At 61.0% G+C, this 16,044-nt stretch carries 16 protein-coding genes; 14 read left to right on the top strand and 2 right to left on the bottom strand.

Annotation, left to right across the window (positions count from 1 at the left end; all coding sequences use genetic code 11):
• Window positions 1-10 precede the first annotated feature (10 nt).
• Complete coding sequence (locus OU419_RS28645; protein WP_254469654.1) at window positions 11-481, bottom strand: nuclear transport factor 2 family protein; 471 nt, start codon at window positions 479-481, stop codon at window positions 11-13.
• 109 nt (window positions 482-590) lie between these two features.
• Window positions 591-1,565 carry a GlxA family transcriptional regulator gene (locus OU419_RS28640; RefSeq protein ID WP_254469653.1) on the bottom strand — a complete coding sequence of 325 codons (975 nt, stop codon included), beginning with the start codon at window positions 1,563-1,565 and terminating at the stop codon, window positions 591-593.
• 227 nt (window positions 1,566-1,792) lie between these two features.
• On the opposite strand from OU419_RS28640, the gene OU419_RS28635 reads away from it, so the two are divergent.
• The 14 genes from OU419_RS28635 (at window position 1,793) to OU419_RS28570 (ending at window position 15,964) form a co-directional block, all read left to right on the top strand.
• Window positions 1,793-2,731, top strand: a complete 939-nt coding sequence (locus tag OU419_RS28635; protein ID WP_254470322.1) for a choline ABC transporter substrate-binding protein — start codon at window positions 1,793-1,795, stop codon at window positions 2,729-2,731.
• Between the two features lie 76 nt (window positions 2,732-2,807).
• The gene (locus OU419_RS28630) at window positions 2,808-3,692 is read left to right on the top strand and encodes a BKACE family enzyme (protein ID WP_254469652.1); all 885 of its coding nucleotides are present in this window, start codon (window positions 2,808-2,810) and stop codon (window positions 3,690-3,692) included.
• A 48-nt stretch (window positions 3,693-3,740) separates the two neighbouring features.
• Window positions 3,741-4,706: an L-carnitine dehydrogenase gene (locus tag OU419_RS28625; RefSeq protein ID WP_254469651.1), complete on the top strand. Its 966-nt coding sequence runs from the start codon at window positions 3,741-3,743 to the stop codon at window positions 4,704-4,706.
• 84 nt (window positions 4,707-4,790) lie between these two features.
• Window positions 4,791-5,273: a thioesterase family protein gene (locus OU419_RS28620; protein ID WP_254469650.1), complete on the top strand. Its 483-nt coding sequence runs from the start codon at window positions 4,791-4,793 to the stop codon at window positions 5,271-5,273.
• Window positions 5,270-6,223: an alpha/beta hydrolase gene (locus tag OU419_RS28615; protein ID WP_254469649.1), complete on the top strand. Its 954-nt coding sequence runs from the start codon at window positions 5,270-5,272 to the stop codon at window positions 6,221-6,223. The genes OU419_RS28620 and OU419_RS28615 overlap by 4 nt, the downstream gene beginning before the upstream one ends.
• 477 nt (window positions 6,224-6,700) lie before the next feature.
• Window positions 6,701-6,949 carry a hypothetical protein gene (locus OU419_RS28610; protein ID WP_254469648.1) on the top strand — a complete coding sequence of 83 codons (249 nt, stop codon included), beginning with the start codon at window positions 6,701-6,703 and terminating at the stop codon, window positions 6,947-6,949.
• 513 nt (window positions 6,950-7,462) lie between these two features.
• On the top strand, window positions 7,463-8,569 hold the full coding sequence (locus tag OU419_RS28605; RefSeq protein WP_254469647.1) for a DUF2169 family type VI secretion system accessory protein: 1,107 nt from the start codon (window positions 7,463-7,465) through the stop codon (window positions 8,567-8,569).
• Window positions 8,566-10,302, top strand: a complete 1,737-nt coding sequence (locus OU419_RS28600) for a Tox-REase-5 domain-containing protein (RefSeq protein WP_254469646.1) — start codon at window positions 8,566-8,568, stop codon at window positions 10,300-10,302. Before OU419_RS28605 ends, OU419_RS28600 begins: the two co-directional genes overlap by 4 nt.
• Before the next feature lie 2 nt (window positions 10,303-10,304).
• Window positions 10,305-11,033 (top strand): Imm52 family immunity protein, encoded by a 729-nt coding sequence (locus tag OU419_RS28595; protein WP_268172744.1) that lies wholly within the window; start codon window positions 10,305-10,307, stop codon window positions 11,031-11,033.
• Between the two features lie 44 nt (window positions 11,034-11,077).
• Window positions 11,078-11,806 carry an Imm52 family immunity protein gene (locus OU419_RS28590; protein WP_268172743.1) on the top strand — a complete coding sequence of 243 codons (729 nt, stop codon included), beginning with the start codon at window positions 11,078-11,080 and terminating at the stop codon, window positions 11,804-11,806.
• Between the two features lie 44 nt (window positions 11,807-11,850).
• The gene (locus tag OU419_RS28585; protein WP_268172742.1) at window positions 11,851-12,579 is read left to right on the top strand and encodes an Imm52 family immunity protein; all 729 of its coding nucleotides are present in this window, start codon (window positions 11,851-11,853) and stop codon (window positions 12,577-12,579) included.
• Window positions 12,580-12,623: 44 nt separating this feature from the next.
• Complete coding sequence (locus tag OU419_RS28580; protein ID WP_268172741.1) at window positions 12,624-13,352, top strand: Imm52 family immunity protein; 729 nt, start codon at window positions 12,624-12,626, stop codon at window positions 13,350-13,352.
• A 44-nt stretch (window positions 13,353-13,396) separates the two neighbouring features.
• Complete coding sequence (locus tag OU419_RS28575) at window positions 13,397-14,125, top strand: Imm52 family immunity protein (protein WP_268172740.1); 729 nt, start codon at window positions 13,397-13,399, stop codon at window positions 14,123-14,125.
• A 294-nt stretch (window positions 14,126-14,419) separates the two neighbouring features.
• Window positions 14,420-15,964: a DUF1254 domain-containing protein gene (locus tag OU419_RS28570; protein ID WP_254469644.1), complete on the top strand. Its 1,545-nt coding sequence runs from the start codon at window positions 14,420-14,422 to the stop codon at window positions 15,962-15,964.
• Window positions 15,965-16,044: the final 80 nt, after the last annotated feature.

Raw genomic sequence — 16,044 nt, 5'->3', positions numbered from 1 at the left:
AGGCTGACGATCAAAGGCCCAGTTCGCTCAGCGACGGGTGATCGTCCGGGCGGCGGCCTTGCGGCCAGTGGAACAGGCGCTCGTCCTCGCGGATCGGCAGGTCGTTGATGCTGGCGTGGCGCTCGAACATCAGGCCGTTCTCATCGAACGCCCAGTTCTCGTTGCCGTAGGAGCGGAACCAGTTGCCCGAGTCGTCGTGCCATTCGTAGGCGAAACGCACGGCGATGCGATTGCCGGTGAAAGCCCACAGCTCCTTGATCAGCCGGTACTCCTGCTCGCGGGTCCACTTGCCCTCGAGGAACTCGACGATCCGCTCGCGGCCCTTCACGAAGGCCGCGCGATTGCGCCAGAGGCTGTCCGGGGTATAGGCCAGCGACACGCGCTGCGGGTCGCGGCTGTTCCAGCCGTCCTCGGCGAGGCGGACCTTCTGGATGGCGGTGTCGCGGGTGAACGGCGGCAGGGGTGGGCGTGCTTCGCTCATGGTGGTCTCCGAAACGGGGATGAAGGGCACCTGAGGCCCATGCTCAGCCTTCGACGGCGAAGGGTAAATGACGACAACCCCACGGATATTGCCAAACGCCGGGTGCCGCTCAGACCCGTGCCGAGGCTGCCTGCGGCTCCATCTTGCGCAAGAGCGTGCGGTCCTGGCTCGGGCATACCCCGAATTTCGCCCGGTAGCTGCGCGACAGGTACGACAGCGTCTCGAAGCCGCACGCCAGGCCGATCTCCAGCACGCTCATGTCGGTCTGCCGAAGCAACTGGCGGGCCTTGTCCAGGCGCAGGCCGAGGTAGAAGTTCGACGGCGTGTCGTGCAGGTGCAGGCGGAACAGGCGCTCCAACTGGCGGCGGGTGACCTGGATGCGCTCGGCCAGCTCCAGCGTGGACAGCGGCGGCTCGGTATGTCGTTCCATTTCGCCGATCACTTGCGCCAGCTTGCGGTTGGTCACCCCGTAGCGGCTGGCGGCCTGCAGGCGCTGGTGGTCCTGGCGGGTGCGGATGCGGCCGACCACGAACTGCTCGGAGACCTGCACCGCCAGCTCCGGCCCGTGGGCCTGGGCGATCAGGTCGAGCATCAGGTCGATGGACGCCGTGCCGCCCGCCGAAGTGATGCGCGGGCCGTCGATCTCGAACAGCTCCTGGGTCGCCTGCACCTGTGGATAAGTCTCCTGGAAGGCATCCAGCGCCTCCCAGTGCACTGTGCAGCGCTGGCGCTGCAACAGGCCGGCTTCGGCCAGTACAAAGCTGCCGGTATCGATGCCGCCCAGGGTCACCCCCTCGCGGTCGAGCCGGCGCAACCAGTGCAGCAGTGCCGGCGTACAGGTGCGCAGCGGTTCGAAGCCGGCCACCACCAGCAGCGTGTCGTCAGGCTTGAGGGGTTGCAGTCCGGCGTCGGCATTCATGGACATACCGTTGCTGGCCAGCACCGGCCCGCCGTCGTGGCTCATCAGGTGCCAGCGGTAAAGCTCGCCGCGAAAGCGATTGGCCACGCGCAGCGGCTCGACGGCGGAGACGAAGCCCATCACGGAAAAGCCGGGCAACAGCAGGAACCAGAAATCCTGGGACATGGTGGGTACCGTGCGATCTGGAGCGGCGGCCGGTTGGCGGGTGCCCTGTCTGGATAGAACAAACGCGTCGCCCTGGCAACCGGGGAGGTCGCTGCTGTGCAAGAGCTGGTCGCCACCGTGCGATTCGCGCCCTGCCGGCCTGCGTAATTTTGACCCCAGCCCCCGCGGGGGCCGGCATGACCAAGAATAACGATAACCAACGCCGCAAGGGCCTTGAGGGAAACGTCATGAAGCTATCGATCAAAGCGGTCGGCTGCGCCGCGCTGTTGCTCGCCGCCAGCACCAGTTGGGCCGCCGAACCCGCCCAATGCCAGAACGTGCGCATGGGCACGGTGAACTGGACCGACGTGGTGGCCAGCAGCGCCGTTGCCGAGGCCGTGCTCGATGGTCTGGGTTACAAGGTCAAGCAGACCAGCGCCTCGCAGCAGATCATCCTCGCCGGCATGGCCGACAAGCAGCTCGACGTTTTCCTCGGCTACTGGCAGCCGACCATGCAGCCGGTGGCAAAGCCCTACCTCGACAAGCAGCAGATCGACGTCATCACCCCGCCCACCCTGCCCGATGCGCAATCCACCTACGCCGTGCCGAGCTACGTCTACGACGGCGGCCTGAAAACCTTCGCCGACATCGCCAGATTCAAGGACAAGCTGGGCAACAAGATCTACCTGATCGAGCCCGGCAGCGGCTCCAACCGCATCACCGCCAGGATGATCGCCGACGACAAGTTCGGCCTGAAGGGCTTCCAGATCGTCGAATCCAGCGAGGCCGGCATGCTCACCGCGGTCAAGCGCGCCATCAAGCGCCAGCAGTGGGTGGTGTTCTTCGGCTGGAAACCGCATCCGATGAACCTGCAGATCGACATGAAATACCTCACCGGCAGCGACGACGTGTTCGGCCCGAACGAAGGCTCCGCCACCGTCTCGATCATGACCGCCGGCGGCTATCAGGCGCAGTGCGGCAACGTCGCCAGGCTGCTGCACAACCTCAAGTTCACCAGCCAGCAGGTGAGCCAGGTAATGGTGCCGATCCTCGACCGCAGCCAGCCGGTGGATGCCGCCCGCGCCTGGCTCAAGGAAAACCCCGAGCCGCTCAAGACCTGGCTCGACGGCGTGACCACCTTCGACGGCAAGGACGGCCTCGCCGCCGTCCAGGCATCGCTCAAGTAGCCCTTTGATCTTCAGCACCCCCTGCGCGCGCTTCGCCGCGCAGGGCCTGCGTTCGCCCACCAGAAGGACAGCCACCGTGAACTACGAAGTGATCGTCACCTGCGCGGTGACCGGCGCCGGCGACACCGTCGGCAAGCACCCGGCGATACCCGTCACCCCCAAGGAAATCGCCGCCGCCGCCATCGAAGCCGCCAAGGCCGGCGCCACCGTCGCCCACTGCCATGTGCGCGACCCGCACACCGGCAAGCCCAGCCGCGACGTGAGCCTCTACCGCGAAGTGGTGGAGCGCATCCGCGAGAGCGACACCGACGTCATCATCAACCTCACCGCCGGCATGGGGGGCGACCTGGAGATCGGCAAGGGCGAGCAGCCGCTGGAGTTCGGCGCCGGCACCGACCTGGTCGGCCCGCTGGAACGCCTGGCCCACGTCGAGGAACTGCTGCCGGAAATCTGCACCCTGGATTGCGGCACCCTCAACTTCGGCGACGGCGACTTCATCTACGTCTCCACCCCGGCGCAACTGCGCGCTGGCGCCAGGCGCATCACCGAGCTGGGGGTGAAGGCCGAGCTGGAAATCTTCGACACCGGCCACCTCTGGTTCGCCAAGCAGATGCTCAAGGAGGGCCTGCTGGAAGACCCCCTGATCCAGATCTGCCTCGGCATCCCGTGGGGCGCGCCGGCCGACACCACGACCATGAAGGCGATGGCCGACAACCTGCCGCCGGGCCTGACCTGGGCCGGCTTCGGCATTGGCCGCTCGCAGATGCCGATGGTGGCGCAGGCGATGCTGCTGGGCGGCAACGTGCGCGTCGGCCTGGAAGACAACATCTGGCTCGACCGCGGCGTGCATGCCAGCAACGGCCAGTTGGTCGAGCGCGCCATCGAGATCATCGAGCGCCTTGGCGGCCGCGCCCTGAGCCCGGCGGAGGGGCGCAGGAAAATGAACCTCAAGCCGCGCTGATCCGCCCTGCGAAAGAACCGACGCCCCGCCACCTATCCGGAGCCATCCATGTCCTTCATCACCCACATCAAGACCTTCGCCGCCCTCGGCAGCGGCGTCATCGGCAGCGGCTGGGTTGCCCGCGCCCTGGCCCACGGCCTCGACGTCATCGCCTGGGACCCGGCACCCGGCGCGGAAGCCGCACTGCGCGCACGCATCGCCAACGCCTGGCCGGCGCTTGAACAGCAGGGCCTCGTTCCTGGCGCCTCGCAGGACCGCCTGCGCTTCGTCGCCACCATCGAAGCGTGCGTGCGCGATGCCGACTTCATCCAGGAAAGCGCGCCCGAACGGCTCGACCTCAAGTGCGAACTGCACGCCAGCATCAGCGCCGCCGCGCGGCCCGACGTGCTGATCGGCTCCAGCACCTCGGGCCTGCTGCCCAGCGAGTTCTACGCCGACGCCACGCATCCGGAACGCTGCGTGGTCGGCCACCCGTTCAACCCGGTGTACCTGCTGCCGCTGGTGGAAGTGGTGGGCGGCGAGAAAACCGCGCCACAAGCCGTGCAGGCCGCCATCCAGGTCTATGAATCCCTCGGCATGCGCCCCCTGCATGTACGCAAGGAAGTCCCCGGCTTCATCGCCGACCGCCTGCTCGAAGCGCTATGGCGTGAGGCGCTGCACCTGGTCAACGACGGCGTCGCCAGCACCGGCGAGATCGACGACGCCATCCGCTTCGGCGCCGGCCTGCGCTGGTCGTTCATGGGCACCTTCCTCACCTACACACTGGCCGGCGGCAACGCCGGGATGCGCCACTTCATGGCCCAGTTCGGCCCGGCGCTGCAACTGCCCTGGACCTACCTGCCCGCCCCGGAACTGAACCAGACGCTGATCGACCGCGTGGTGGAAGGCACCGCCGAACAGCAGGGCACGCGCAGCATCGCCGAGCTGGAGCGCTACCGCGACGACTGCCTGCTGGCGGTGCTCGGTGCCATCAGGGAGACCAAGGCCAGGCACGGTTTCGCCTTCGCCGACTAACCTCATCGTCCACCGCCTACTCGGAACGGCCCCCTCTCCCGGAAGGGCGAGGGCTGGGGAGAGAGGCTCTCTGGAAGCCTGAAAATGCACGCCTTGAAGACCTGCGAAAGCTCCATCCTCGCCGAGTGGACCGACTACAACGGCCACCTGCGCGATGCCTTCTACCTGCTGCTGTTCAGCTACGCCACCGACGCCCTGATGGACCACCTGGGGCTCGACGCCGAGCACCGCGCCGCGACTCATTCCTCGCTGTTCACCCTCGAAGTGCATCTGAACTACCTGCACGAAGTGAAGGAGGGCGAGAAGGTCGAAGTGCGCACCCAACTGATCGCCCACGACCGCAAGCGCCTGCATGTTTTCCACAGCCTGCACCGCGTTGGCGAAGACCTCGCCCTGGCCGCCAGCGAGCAGATGCTGCTGCACGTGAACCTCGAAGACGGCGCGCGCTCGGCGCCCTTCGAAGGCGTGGTGCTGGAGCGCGTGCTGGCGCTGGCCGAAGCGCACCGCAGCCTGCCGCGCCCGGACTACGTCGGGCGCACCATCGGCCTGCCGGCTGATCGGCGGTGACGCGGCACTATCCGCTGTCCGACGCCATGCAGGCGTTCGTCGAGCGGACGCAGGCATTCGCCGAGAACGATCCCGCCATCAACGCCCAGCGCGCCGCCTACCAGCGCATGGCCACGGCCTTCACACCGCCGCGCCCGCCTGGGCTGCGCATCAGTGAGCTGTGCCTGGATCGCCTGCCCACCGTGCGCCTGTACCGCCCCAGCGGCATTCCCCCGGCTGCCGGTTGGCCAACGTTGCTCTACCTGCACGGCGGCGGCTGGATGCTCGGCAGCCTCGGCAGCCACGAATTCATCACCGCCGAACTGGCCCTGGAGCTGGGTGCGCTGGTCGTGGCGGTGGACTACCGGCTGGCGCCCGAGCACCCGTTCCCCGCCGCGTTGCACGATTGCCTGGCGGTATGGCGGCGCCTGCGCGAGGGCACTCTGGGCGAGCCGGTGGACAGCATGCGAATGCTGGTGATCGGTGACAGCGCCGGGGGAAACCTCGCCGCCTCGCTGTGCCTGGCCCTGCGTGAGGCGGGCGAACCGCTGCCCTGTGGGCAAGCCCTGATCTATCCCGCGCTGGGCGGCGGCCAGACGCCGGCGCGGCTGGAATGCGCCGATGCGCCGCTGTTTTCGCGGGCCGATCTCGATGCCTGCCTGGACGCCTACCTGCCCCACGCCGGCGACCGCCGCGACCCGCTGGCGCTGCCGCTGCGGGCCGGCGACTTCCGTGGCTTGCCGCGCGCCTTCATCGCTGTCGCCGAGTTCGACCCGTTGCGCGACGACGGCGCACTCTATTGCTCGGCATTGCGCGAGGCTGGCGTCGAGAGCCGCTTCTTCAATGGCGCGGGGCTGGTCCACGGCGCCTTGCGCGCCCGTGGCGTGGCGGAGGTGGAAGCGCTCTACCACGCGCTTTACCAGGCGTTGCGGAGTTTCCTCGGGATCACGCCACCGGCTGGCCGAGAATGAACTCGCGAGCGTCTTGAGCGCGCAGGGAAGGGCGGCATGGGGATCTGCCCGCAGCACTCCACGCCGTCCTGGCGAATATGCCCGGTCACGCAGGGCAGAGCGGCCGGGCCGTCGCCTGGCGGGTGGGCCGGCCAGCGCGCGCTCGAGTATGCCAGCGCGACAAGCTCCTCTCGCAGGGCCTGGAATGCTTCTGGCAAGACTGCCGCGCGACGCAAAAAAATCCCCTGCGACGCCCGACGCGTGGCAGGGGACAAAGCGAGCCGGTGATGGGCTGGCGGTGTGCTGGAGGCCCGTGCCGGCGAGGCTTTCGGGTTCGGTATGGGCCGCAGTCTGCGCGTATGGCCGTGGCGGCGATTAGCCGAAAACGACCTGCGCGTGCCCGTTGCGGACATTCCGCCGGCCGGGTGCTTGCCGCGCTCCTGTCCACTTACCAGAATCCGGCTCATGGGAATCCATGCCGCTGCGAGGAGAACTGCCATGATGCACGCTGACCTGATAGACCAGGACGACTTCCGCGAGCGCCTGCAAGCGCTGGGTTTCGCCGTACCACCGGATGTCACCGCGGAGCAGGCCTGCGAGTACGCCGTGCGCGCCCTGACCCCCGAACGCTCGATGGCGCTGCGCCGCCTGGTGGAAGAAATGCTCGCCGGCAACGCCACCCTGCTGCCCGCCGTGCGCGAAGCGATCTCCCGGCAGTTGCTGCCGGCCCTGGTGCCCAGGGCTTGATGTTTGTCGGTAGCCGGAGCCGCTCCGGCTGCCCTTCCGCTGCCTTGATGGCGATTGCTGCTCTGGCCTGAATCCGGCTGATGGATGGGGGCAGGAGTAGCCCCTCTTTACCCAACTCCCCCGACCAGTCTCCCCAGCCAGAGGGTGATTGGTGCCTCTGCCTGCCTCGAATACCTGCCGTGGAACATCGTTTTGTCAGAATTCACTGCGGTGCTCTGTTGGTAATTCCGTAACAGCCGTCAGTGGCCTCTGAAACCCCTTTTTGTGGGTCCACAGGCGTTCCTGCTCTTCCTAAATTCAGCCGCTCTATTGCGGGCTTTTCGGAGGGGCGGATGTGTTTCTGGTCATTGGCTGCATACGACGCAAACGGTTCATCGACGGCGCACTCGTTCGACGGTGCGCCAGTGCGATCTTCGATCTGTGCGGAGCGCACAGACCCTCTTCGGCATTGCTCGCCGCGTTGCCAGGGCGCGCGGTTCACCGGCTTGGTGGTGGATGGCCAGGGGGTTGCCGATGATGGTCCGCGTCGACAATCACAGCGGCCTGCCGCACCTGTTCTACGAAAAGGCCGCGCCGTCCGGTGAGCGCTTCGATGTCCTGGTGCTGCGCGGCACTTTCGACTTCGCTCGCGACGGCGCACCGATGGCGCTGGCCACCGGGCAGCAGCCGATTCTGCTGGGGGACCGTTACGACGGCCCGGTCAACACCCGTCCGCTCAAGGCGGTAATGGCCGAGGAAGGCGACCTGGTGCCAGGGAAGCCGGGAACGGACGTGCAGCTCTACGGCAGCCTGCAGGCGTACCACGGCATCGCGCGGGATCGCTGGCGGGTGGCGATCGAGGTGGGGCCGGTTCGCAAGGCGCTGATCGTGCTCGGCCCCCGGCGGCTGGAGAAGCGCTTCCTGGGCTGGGACATCAGCCAACCGGAAGACGTGCTCGCGGTGCCGCTGGACTATCGGCTCGCCTATGGCGGCAGCTATTTCGACCCGGCGGCCAGCCCCCTGTCGTCGGCCGCCGTGCTCTATCCGTTCAACCCATGCGGCCAGGGCTGGCTCCCGAGCAGCAGCGACTACAAATGGCTGGATAAAGACACCGCCCAGCGAATACGCGCCCACGTCAACGCGCAGACGACCCTGGCGGCGCCGCAGTTCGAACCGCTGGACCGCCCCTACGAGCACCCCTGGCAGAACTACCACAGCATCGGGCTTGGCCCCATCGCCCGCTGGTGGCAGCCGCGCCAGTCCCTGCAAGGCACCTTCGATGCCCGTTGGGAGCAGGAGCGCTACCCCTACATGCCCGAGGACTTCGACCCGCGCTTCTACCAGGCCGCACCGCCCGACCAGGTGGTGGCGAAACACCTGCGTGGCGGCGAGCCGATTTCCCTTGCCGGCTGCCTGGCCGAAGGCACGCGCACCATGCGGTTGCCGGAGTGGTCGCCCCAGTTGGTTGTGCACCGTGCCGACGGTAGCCGCCGCGTCGTCGAGCCAGTGCTCGACACACTGCGCCTGCACCTGGACAGCCAGCGCGCCACCCTCCTCTGGCGCTACGCCTTTTGCCAGGACGAACCCCTCACCCGAGTGGAAATCGCCACCTTCGGCAACCACCAGGGGCATGCACGATGATCGACCGTGTGGCATGCGACGTGCTGGGCCTCGATGCCGATGAAGAAGAGCGGCGGCAGCTCAAGCGCGAACTGGAGGAGGTGTGCAGGTGGGAAAACCGCGCCGGAACCACCCTGGTCATCCTCGGCCAGATGGAAAGCGTGAGGCCGCTGACTGCCGAATACCTGGAGATACGGCAAAGCACACAGGAAGAACTGGCGCAATTGAAACGGCGCCGTGCCGAGCTCGAAAGTGCTCTGGCGCCTCCGCCCCCGCCGCCCCCGGCTGCCCCACCACCCCCTGAGCCCGAAGCGCCGCCCGAGCCTGCACCGCTCGTCAAGCGCCATGCCGCCCATGCCAGCGCGCAGTGGTTCGCGCTCTGCGTGGAGCCCGACTTTTGCCGGGTCGGCCCCGGCATCGTCGCCTTCGACTCCTTCGCCACCCTCGATGAACCCGTCATCGCATCGCCCAACGTAAAGGCCCAGGGCACGCCGGTGTATCGCCAGGGCGACGTCTTCCGGGTCGTACAGGCCGACGCCGGCAGCCATGTGGTGTCCGGCACCGCCCTGGAATGCGGGCACGTGAAGCTGCTGGACGGGCAGAGCAACATCAAGGTCAACGGCCTGCCCCTCGCGCGGCACGGCAGCACCTGCCTGATCAACTGCGACGCCGACGGCAACGGCGGTGCGCTGGGGCAGATATTCACCCTGCGGGAGCAGATACGGCGCAATGCCGAGCCGCCAACCCATGCGCAACTGGAAGAAGACCTGCGCAACTACAACGTGCTGTACAAGGCGGCCCGTCAGAAGGCCGACAGCGTGGAGCAAAACCAGCAGTACGCGCGGCGGGAACTGAACGATACCTCCCGCCTCAGCCCATACGACTGGCCCAGGCGCGATGCGCTGAACGAGCGCATTTCGGCCCTGGAACAAGAACGCCAGGCCCTGGGGCAGGACCTGCTGTATTACCGGCACCAGGCCGAGTCTGCCGCCAGTGCGCTGTACGGCGACCAGCCGCGGATGTCCTCGCCGCTCACCTCGCACGAAACCAGGGAACTTCAGCGGCAGCGGGAGGAACAACGCAAGGTCGCCGACCGCCTGGGCGTCGTTGCAATGGGGCCCGTTGCCGGAGCGCTGCCGGCGCTGGTCGACATGGCGGGCGGCCCATCGGAGGCGATGGAAGACGCAGCGGACATCTCGATGAGCGCGCTGCCGATACCTGGGCCCAAGGGTGTTGGCGGGCGGGGGCTCGGCAACCGACCGCGAAACCCCGTGGGTGGTCGGGCAAGGGTGGATGCCGAGGCGGCGGGGCCGAGGCGAGCACGCGAGCCGGCGGCCAGCGAGGGCGTCCATATCCAACCGCGCTTGCGCACCCTGCAAGAGATGCAGGGGCAATCCGAGGGCGGCCCGGGAATCTGGGAGGCGTCTCCCAAGCGTACTGGCGGAGAGGAATATCAGGAGCAGATAAGTGGCGTGGAGCGAGGAGCGGAATATACAGTCAACGGAGTACGGTTCGATGGATATGACGCGTCACGTAACGTGTTGCTGGATGCTAAGGATTGGCGGGGATATCCGCCGGAGGGTACTGTTTTTTGGCAAAAAGGAGTTATCAAAGATGCTCTGCGTCAGATTGAATTCGCAGGTGGAACACCTATTGAATGGCATGTTTCAACACAATCGGCAGCCACTAGTCTTAGAGAAGTTATAGGGCAAAAAGGCATTAAGATTAATGTGGTGTTTACACCTAAGAGGTAAAAATGAAAGTATTCCTGGGTATTTACTGGAGAGCTCGCCCAATTACGCTGGGTGAATATTTAAGAAATACTAAATATTATCTGCGGAGGCTGCAGGAGATTCATCCGATTTTCAGAGAGCTGTACGATGTTGGGACAAAACCTAATGCTGAAACAGCTATTGCTCCCGATTTAAACAATTTCTACGAGGTTGCACGTGAGAAAGTATACGAAAAAGAATACGAGTACTCTCATACAGATGTGAGCGGCCATCCGACACTTGATGCTACCTGTAAGTTTGGCTATAGCTTAATTATGAGTAATAAGAATAGCGCTAAGGAAGGCAAGGTGTGTGTGTCTGTAAGTGCTGGTTCCAGTATTGATAGAATATTTAATAATGTTGTTATTAATTTTCCCGAATACCAATATCCAGAGTTTATAAATAAGCCTCTTTCGCTAGATTTGCTCAAGGCATCGATTGAGTGCTGGAGCCCGGAGTCTGGGCTTGTCACTAATATGGATTTCTTCTATTTGACATACGATAACTGGGACAGCCTCCCCGTCGGCTGGATGACCTACTCCGACAACCCCTCCGTATGCCAACTGCTCCCGCCGCATATTCAGTGCGAACGCTTCGGTCCGGGTAGCTTGATCACGATTTCGGAAGAGGTTTCCTCTGTGGATAACCCGGAACATGTGGAGAAGGCGCTGACCATTTCCGCCTGCCTTGCGGGTAAGATCACGCGTAATTAGATGAGATGAGTTGCGAATATAGTAATAGCCCTGGAGATGTGCATATGGAAGTATTCCTGGGTATTTACTGGAGAGCTCGCCCAATTACGCTGGGTGAATATTTAAGAAATACTAAAGATTATCTGCGGAGGCTGCAGGAGATTCATCCGATTTTCAGAGAGCTGTACGATGTTGGGAGAAAACCTAATGCTGAAACAGCTATTGCTCCCGATTTAAACAATTTCTACGAGGTTGCACGTGAGAAAATATACAATAAAGAAAACGAGTACTCTCATACAGATGTGAGCGGCCACCCGACACTTGATGCTACCTGTGAGTTTGGCTATAGCTTAATGATGAGTAATAAGAATAGCGCTAAGGAAGGCAAGGTGTGTGTGTCTGTAGGTGCTGGTTCCAGTATTGATGGGCTATTTAATACTGTTATTATTGATTTTCCCGAATACCAATATCCAGAGTTTATAAATAAGCCTCTTTCGCTAGATTTGCTCAAGGCATCGATTGAGTGCTGGAGCCCGGAGTCTGGGCTTGTCACTAATATGGATTTCTTCTATTTGACATACGATAACTGGGACAGCCTCCCCGTCGGCTGGATGACCTACTCCGACAATCCCTCCGTATGCCAACTGCTCCCGCCGCATATTCAGTGCGAACGCTTCGGTCCGGGTAGCTTGATCACGATTTCGGAAGAGGTTTCCTCTGTGGATAACCCGGAACATGTGGAGAAGGCGCTGGCCATTTCCAACTGCCTTGCGGGTAAGATCACGCGTAATTAGATGAGATGAGTTGCGAATATAGCAATAGCCCTGAAGATGTGCATATGGAAGTATTCCTGGGTATTTACTGGAGAGCTCGCCCAATTACGCTGGGTGAATATTTAAGAAATACTAAAGATTATCTGCGGAGGCTGCAGGAGATTCATCCGATTTTCAGAGAGCTGTACGATGTTGGGACAAAACCTAATGCTGAAACAGCTATTGCTCCCGATTTAAACAATTTCTACGAGGTTGCACGTGAGAAAATATACAATAAAGAAAACGAGTACTCTCATACAGATGTGAGCGGCCACCCGACACTTGATGCTACCTGTGAGTTTGGCTATAGCTTAATGATGAGTAATAAGAATAGCGCTAAGGAAGGCAAGGTGTGTGTGTCTGTAGGTGCTGGTTCCAGTATTGATGGGCTATTTAATACTGTTATTATTGATTTTCCCGAATACCAATATCCAGAGTTTATAAATAAGCCTCTTTCGCTAGATTTGCTCAAGGCATCGATTGAGTGCTGGAGCCCGGAGTCTGGGCTTGTCACTAATATGGATTTCTTCTATTTGACATACGATAACTGGGACAGCCTCCCCGTCGGCTGGATGACCTACTCCGACAACCCCTCCGTATGCCAACTGCTCCCGCCGCATATTCAGTGCGAACGCTTCGGTCCGGGTAGCTTGATCACGATTTCGGAAGAGGTTTCCTCTGTGGATAACCCGGAACATGTGGAGAAGGCGCTGGCCATTTCCAACTGCCTTGCGGGTAAGATCACGCGTAATTAGATGAGATGAGTTGCGAATATAGCAATAGCCCTGAAGATGTGCATATGGAAGTATTCCTGGGTATTTACTGGAGAGCTCGCCCAATTACGCTGGGTGAATATTTAAGAAATACTAAAGATTATCTGCGGAGGCTGCAGGAGATTCATCCGATTTTCAGAGAGCTGTACGATGTTGGGACAAAACCTAATGCTGAAACAGCTATTGCTCCCGATTTAAACAATTTCTACGAGGTTGCACGTGAGAAAATATACAATAAAGAAAACGAGTACTCTCATACAGATGTGAGCGGCCACCCGACACTTGATGCTACCTGTGAGTTTGGCTATAGCTTAATGATGAGTAATAAGAATAGCGCTAAGGAAGGCAAGGTGTGTGTGTCTGTAGGTGCTGGTTCCAGTATTGATGGGCTATTTAATACTGTTATTATTGATTTTCCCGAATACCAATATCCAGAGTTTATAAATAAGCCTCTTTCGCTAGATTTGCTCAAGGCATCGATTGAGTGCTGGAGCCCGGAGTTTGGGCTTGTCACTAATATGGATTTCCTGGATTTGACATACAAGAATAGGGACAGCCTCTCCATCGGCTGGATGACCTACTCCTCCAATCCCTCCGTATGCCAACTGCTCCCGCCGCATATTCAGTGCGAACGCTTCGGTCCGGGTAGTTTGATCACGATTTCGGAAGAGGTTTCCTCTGTGGATAACCCGGAACATGTGGAGAAGGCGCTGACCATTTCCGCCTGCCTTGCGGGTAAGATCACGCGTAATTAGATGAGATGAGTTGCGAATATAGTAATAGCCCTGGAGATGTGCATATGGAAGTATTCCTGGGTATTTACTGGAGAGCTCGCCCAATTACGCTGGGTGAATATTTAAGAAATACTAAAGATTATCTGCGGAGGCTGCAGGAGATTCATCCGATTTTCAGAGAGCTGTACGATGTTGGGAGAAAACCTAATGCTGAAACAGCTATTGCTCCCGATTTAAACAATTTCTACGAGGTTGCACGTGAGAAAATATACAATAAAGAAAACGAGTACTCTCATACAGATGTGAGCGGCCACCCGACACTTGATGCTACCTGTGAGTTTGGCTATAGCTTAATGATGAGTAATAAGAATAGCGCTAAGGAAGGCAAGGTGTGTGTGTCTGTAGGTGCTGGTTCCAGTATTGATGGGCTATTTAATACTGTTATTATTGATTTTCCCGAATACCAATATCCAGAGTTTATAAATAAGCCTCTTTCGCTAGATTTGCTCAAGGCATCGATTGAGTGCTGGAGCCCGGAGTCTGGGCTTGTCACTAATATGGATTTCTTCTATTTGACATACGATAACTGGGACAGCCTCCCCGTCGGCTGGATGACCTACTCCGACAATCCCTCCGTATGCCAACTGCTCCCGCCGCATATTCAGTGCGAACGCTTCGGTCCGGGTAGTTTGATCACGGTCTCGGAGGAGGTTTCCTCTGTGGATAACCCGGAACATGTGGAGAAGGCGCTGGCCATTTCCAATTGCCTTGCGGGCCATGTTTCACGGCGGTAGGTCGCTTGCACGAAGTTGCAGAGAGGGAACTGATTTGTTTTCCGGCGCCCAGGTTCGCAATTGCACTCATCTGACCATGCAGTTGCATTTGTTCTGACCAACGAGTTGTAGATGGACGAGGGCAGCAGTTGACCCAGCCGGAGAGAAATAGCAGCACGCGTCTAACAGTGCTCCCTCAATAGGCAGCTACCGACCCAAAGCGGACTGTGAGGCCGAAGCCCCAAGCTTGTCGACTCCCGTACGCCATCTAGACTCGTGCTTTCAAGGAGCACGGAAAGTTGAGTGTGAGCCGCAATGGCTCTCCGCAGTTTGCCGACCGACCTCTGGAACCCCGCTAACTTCAAGGAAGTCGACATGATCCACTCGCTGAAAGTGCTATCCGCTGCTGTTATGTTCGCCTGTCTTGGCACATCGATGCTTCATGCCGCCGACCAAGCCCCGGCCTCGCCGCTGATCAAGCAGATCAACAACGGCAACTGGCTCGATCCGAAGGAGGCCGAGAGCCTGCGTGACGAGCTGTACTACCAGCGCGCCATTTATGCCTACATGACGATGCTTCCTCTGCTCAACACCATCGGCATGAAAGACGGCTCGGAGAAGGCCTTCGGTGCCGGCTACAACGTGCTGCCGATCTGGAAGGAGCGCATGGACGCACGGACGATGGTGCCCACACCCAACGCTGACGTGATCTATTCCATGAGCTACCTGGATCTGAAAGAGACTGGTCCGCTGGTAGTCAAGGCGCCAGCCAATGTTATCGGCATGTTCACCGACTTCTTCCAGCGCACCCTCACCGATGTCGGCGCCATCGGGCCGGATCGTGCACGCGGTGGCCTCTATCTGCTGCTGCCGCCGGATTACAACGGCCCGGTGCCGGGAGGCTACTTCGCCGTAAAGTCACGCACCTACAACGTTTTCCTGTTCTTCCGCACCGTGATGGCCAAGGGCGATGGCAAGCCTGATCCGGCACCGGCGGTGAAGAGCGCCGAGACCACACGCGTCTATCCGCTGTGGGCGACCGAGAAAGACGCCAGGCCGATGCAGTTCCCAGACGCCAGCGGCAAGAACCTGAACATGATGTACCCGGTCGACAACACCTACTGGACCAAGCTCAAGGCCTTTATCGACTACGAGCCGGTCGAGGCCATCGACCCGGAGCTGCGCGGTGTGCTGGCTTCCATTGGCATCGTCAAGGGTGAGCCCTTCAAGCCTAATGCGAATCAGGAGGAGTTGCTGAAGAAAGCCGTCGAAACCGCGCCTAAGATGATCCTCGCCAATCGTCAGTTGGGCCGCGAGGACAAGCGCAACCTCTACTACACCGATCGCCAATACGAGAACACCTGGGCCGGCGGCACCAACGACTGGATGCAGAAGAGCTACCTGGACACCAACCAGCGCGCTAACTTCTTCCAGTTCGCCTACTCCTCCGCCCCGGCGATGGTGATGCACACCACCGGCGCCGGCTCCAAGTACCCCTTTACCGGCCGTGACAAGGACGGCAAGTTCCTCGAAGGTGGCAGCACCTATAAGTTGCGCCTGCCGCCGAACCCGCCGGCCGCGCTGTTCTGGGCGGTGACGGCCTACAACATCACTGATGGCACCATGCCCGAGACCAAGCAGTTGCTGCCGTCCACTAACGGCTATTACGACATTCCAAAGCAGCAGGACGGTTCCATCGAAATTTGGTTCGGCCCGGAGAAACCGGCTGATGTGGCCGACTCGGCCTTCATCCAGACCATTCCGGGGCGCAACTTCCTCGTGGCTCTGCGCCTGTACGGCAGCGAGGATGCCTTCTACGACCAGACGTGGAAGCCCGATGATGTGGTGAAGGTCAAGTAAGGGGGCTGGTTACGCTGGCGGGGCATCCCCGTCAGCGTCCGCTTGTGGCTATTCTCTGCCGCACATGGTTTCAAACCGTT

It is taken from the genome of Pseudomonas triclosanedens (assembly GCF_026686735.1).
GTDB lineage: Bacteria > Pseudomonadota > Gammaproteobacteria > Pseudomonadales > Pseudomonadaceae > Pseudomonas > Pseudomonas triclosanedens.
The sequence above is the reverse complement of the archived record's forward strand: the minus strand, read 5'-3'. Positions and strand labels throughout refer to the sequence as shown.

Excerpts from the sequence above, each read along its gene's own strand:
- OU419_RS28645 (WP_254469654.1), bottom strand. The coding sequence starts at position 481 with ATGAGCGAAGCACGCCCACCCCTGCCGCCGTTCACCCGCGACACCGCC.
- OU419_RS28640 (WP_254469653.1), bottom strand. The coding sequence starts at position 1,565 with ATGTCCCAGGATTTCTGGTTCCTGCTGTTGCCCGGCTTTTCCGTGATG.
- OU419_RS28635 (WP_254470322.1), top strand. The coding sequence starts at position 1,793 with ATGAAGCTATCGATCAAAGCGGTCGGCTGCGCCGCGCTGTTGCTCGCC.
- OU419_RS28625 (WP_254469651.1), top strand. The coding sequence starts at position 3,741 with ATGTCCTTCATCACCCACATCAAGACCTTCGCCGCCCTCGGCAGCGGC.
- OU419_RS28620 (WP_254469650.1), top strand. The coding sequence starts at position 4,791 with ATGCACGCCTTGAAGACCTGCGAAAGCTCCATCCTCGCCGAGTGGACC.
- OU419_RS28610 (WP_254469648.1), top strand. The coding sequence starts at position 6,701 with ATGATGCACGCTGACCTGATAGACCAGGACGACTTCCGCGAGCGCCTG.
- OU419_RS28605 (WP_254469647.1), top strand. The coding sequence starts at position 7,463 with ATGATGGTCCGCGTCGACAATCACAGCGGCCTGCCGCACCTGTTCTAC.
- OU419_RS28600 (WP_254469646.1), top strand. The coding sequence starts at position 8,566 with ATGATCGACCGTGTGGCATGCGACGTGCTGGGCCTCGATGCCGATGAA.
- OU419_RS28595 (WP_268172744.1), top strand. The coding sequence starts at position 10,305 with ATGAAAGTATTCCTGGGTATTTACTGGAGAGCTCGCCCAATTACGCTG.
- OU419_RS28590 (WP_268172743.1), top strand. The coding sequence starts at position 11,078 with ATGGAAGTATTCCTGGGTATTTACTGGAGAGCTCGCCCAATTACGCTG.
- OU419_RS28585 (WP_268172742.1), top strand. The coding sequence starts at position 11,851 with ATGGAAGTATTCCTGGGTATTTACTGGAGAGCTCGCCCAATTACGCTG.
- OU419_RS28580 (WP_268172741.1), top strand. The coding sequence starts at position 12,624 with ATGGAAGTATTCCTGGGTATTTACTGGAGAGCTCGCCCAATTACGCTG.
- OU419_RS28575 (WP_268172740.1), top strand. The coding sequence starts at position 13,397 with ATGGAAGTATTCCTGGGTATTTACTGGAGAGCTCGCCCAATTACGCTG.
- OU419_RS28570 (WP_254469644.1), top strand. The coding sequence starts at position 14,420 with ATGGCTCTCCGCAGTTTGCCGACCGACCTCTGGAACCCCGCTAACTTC.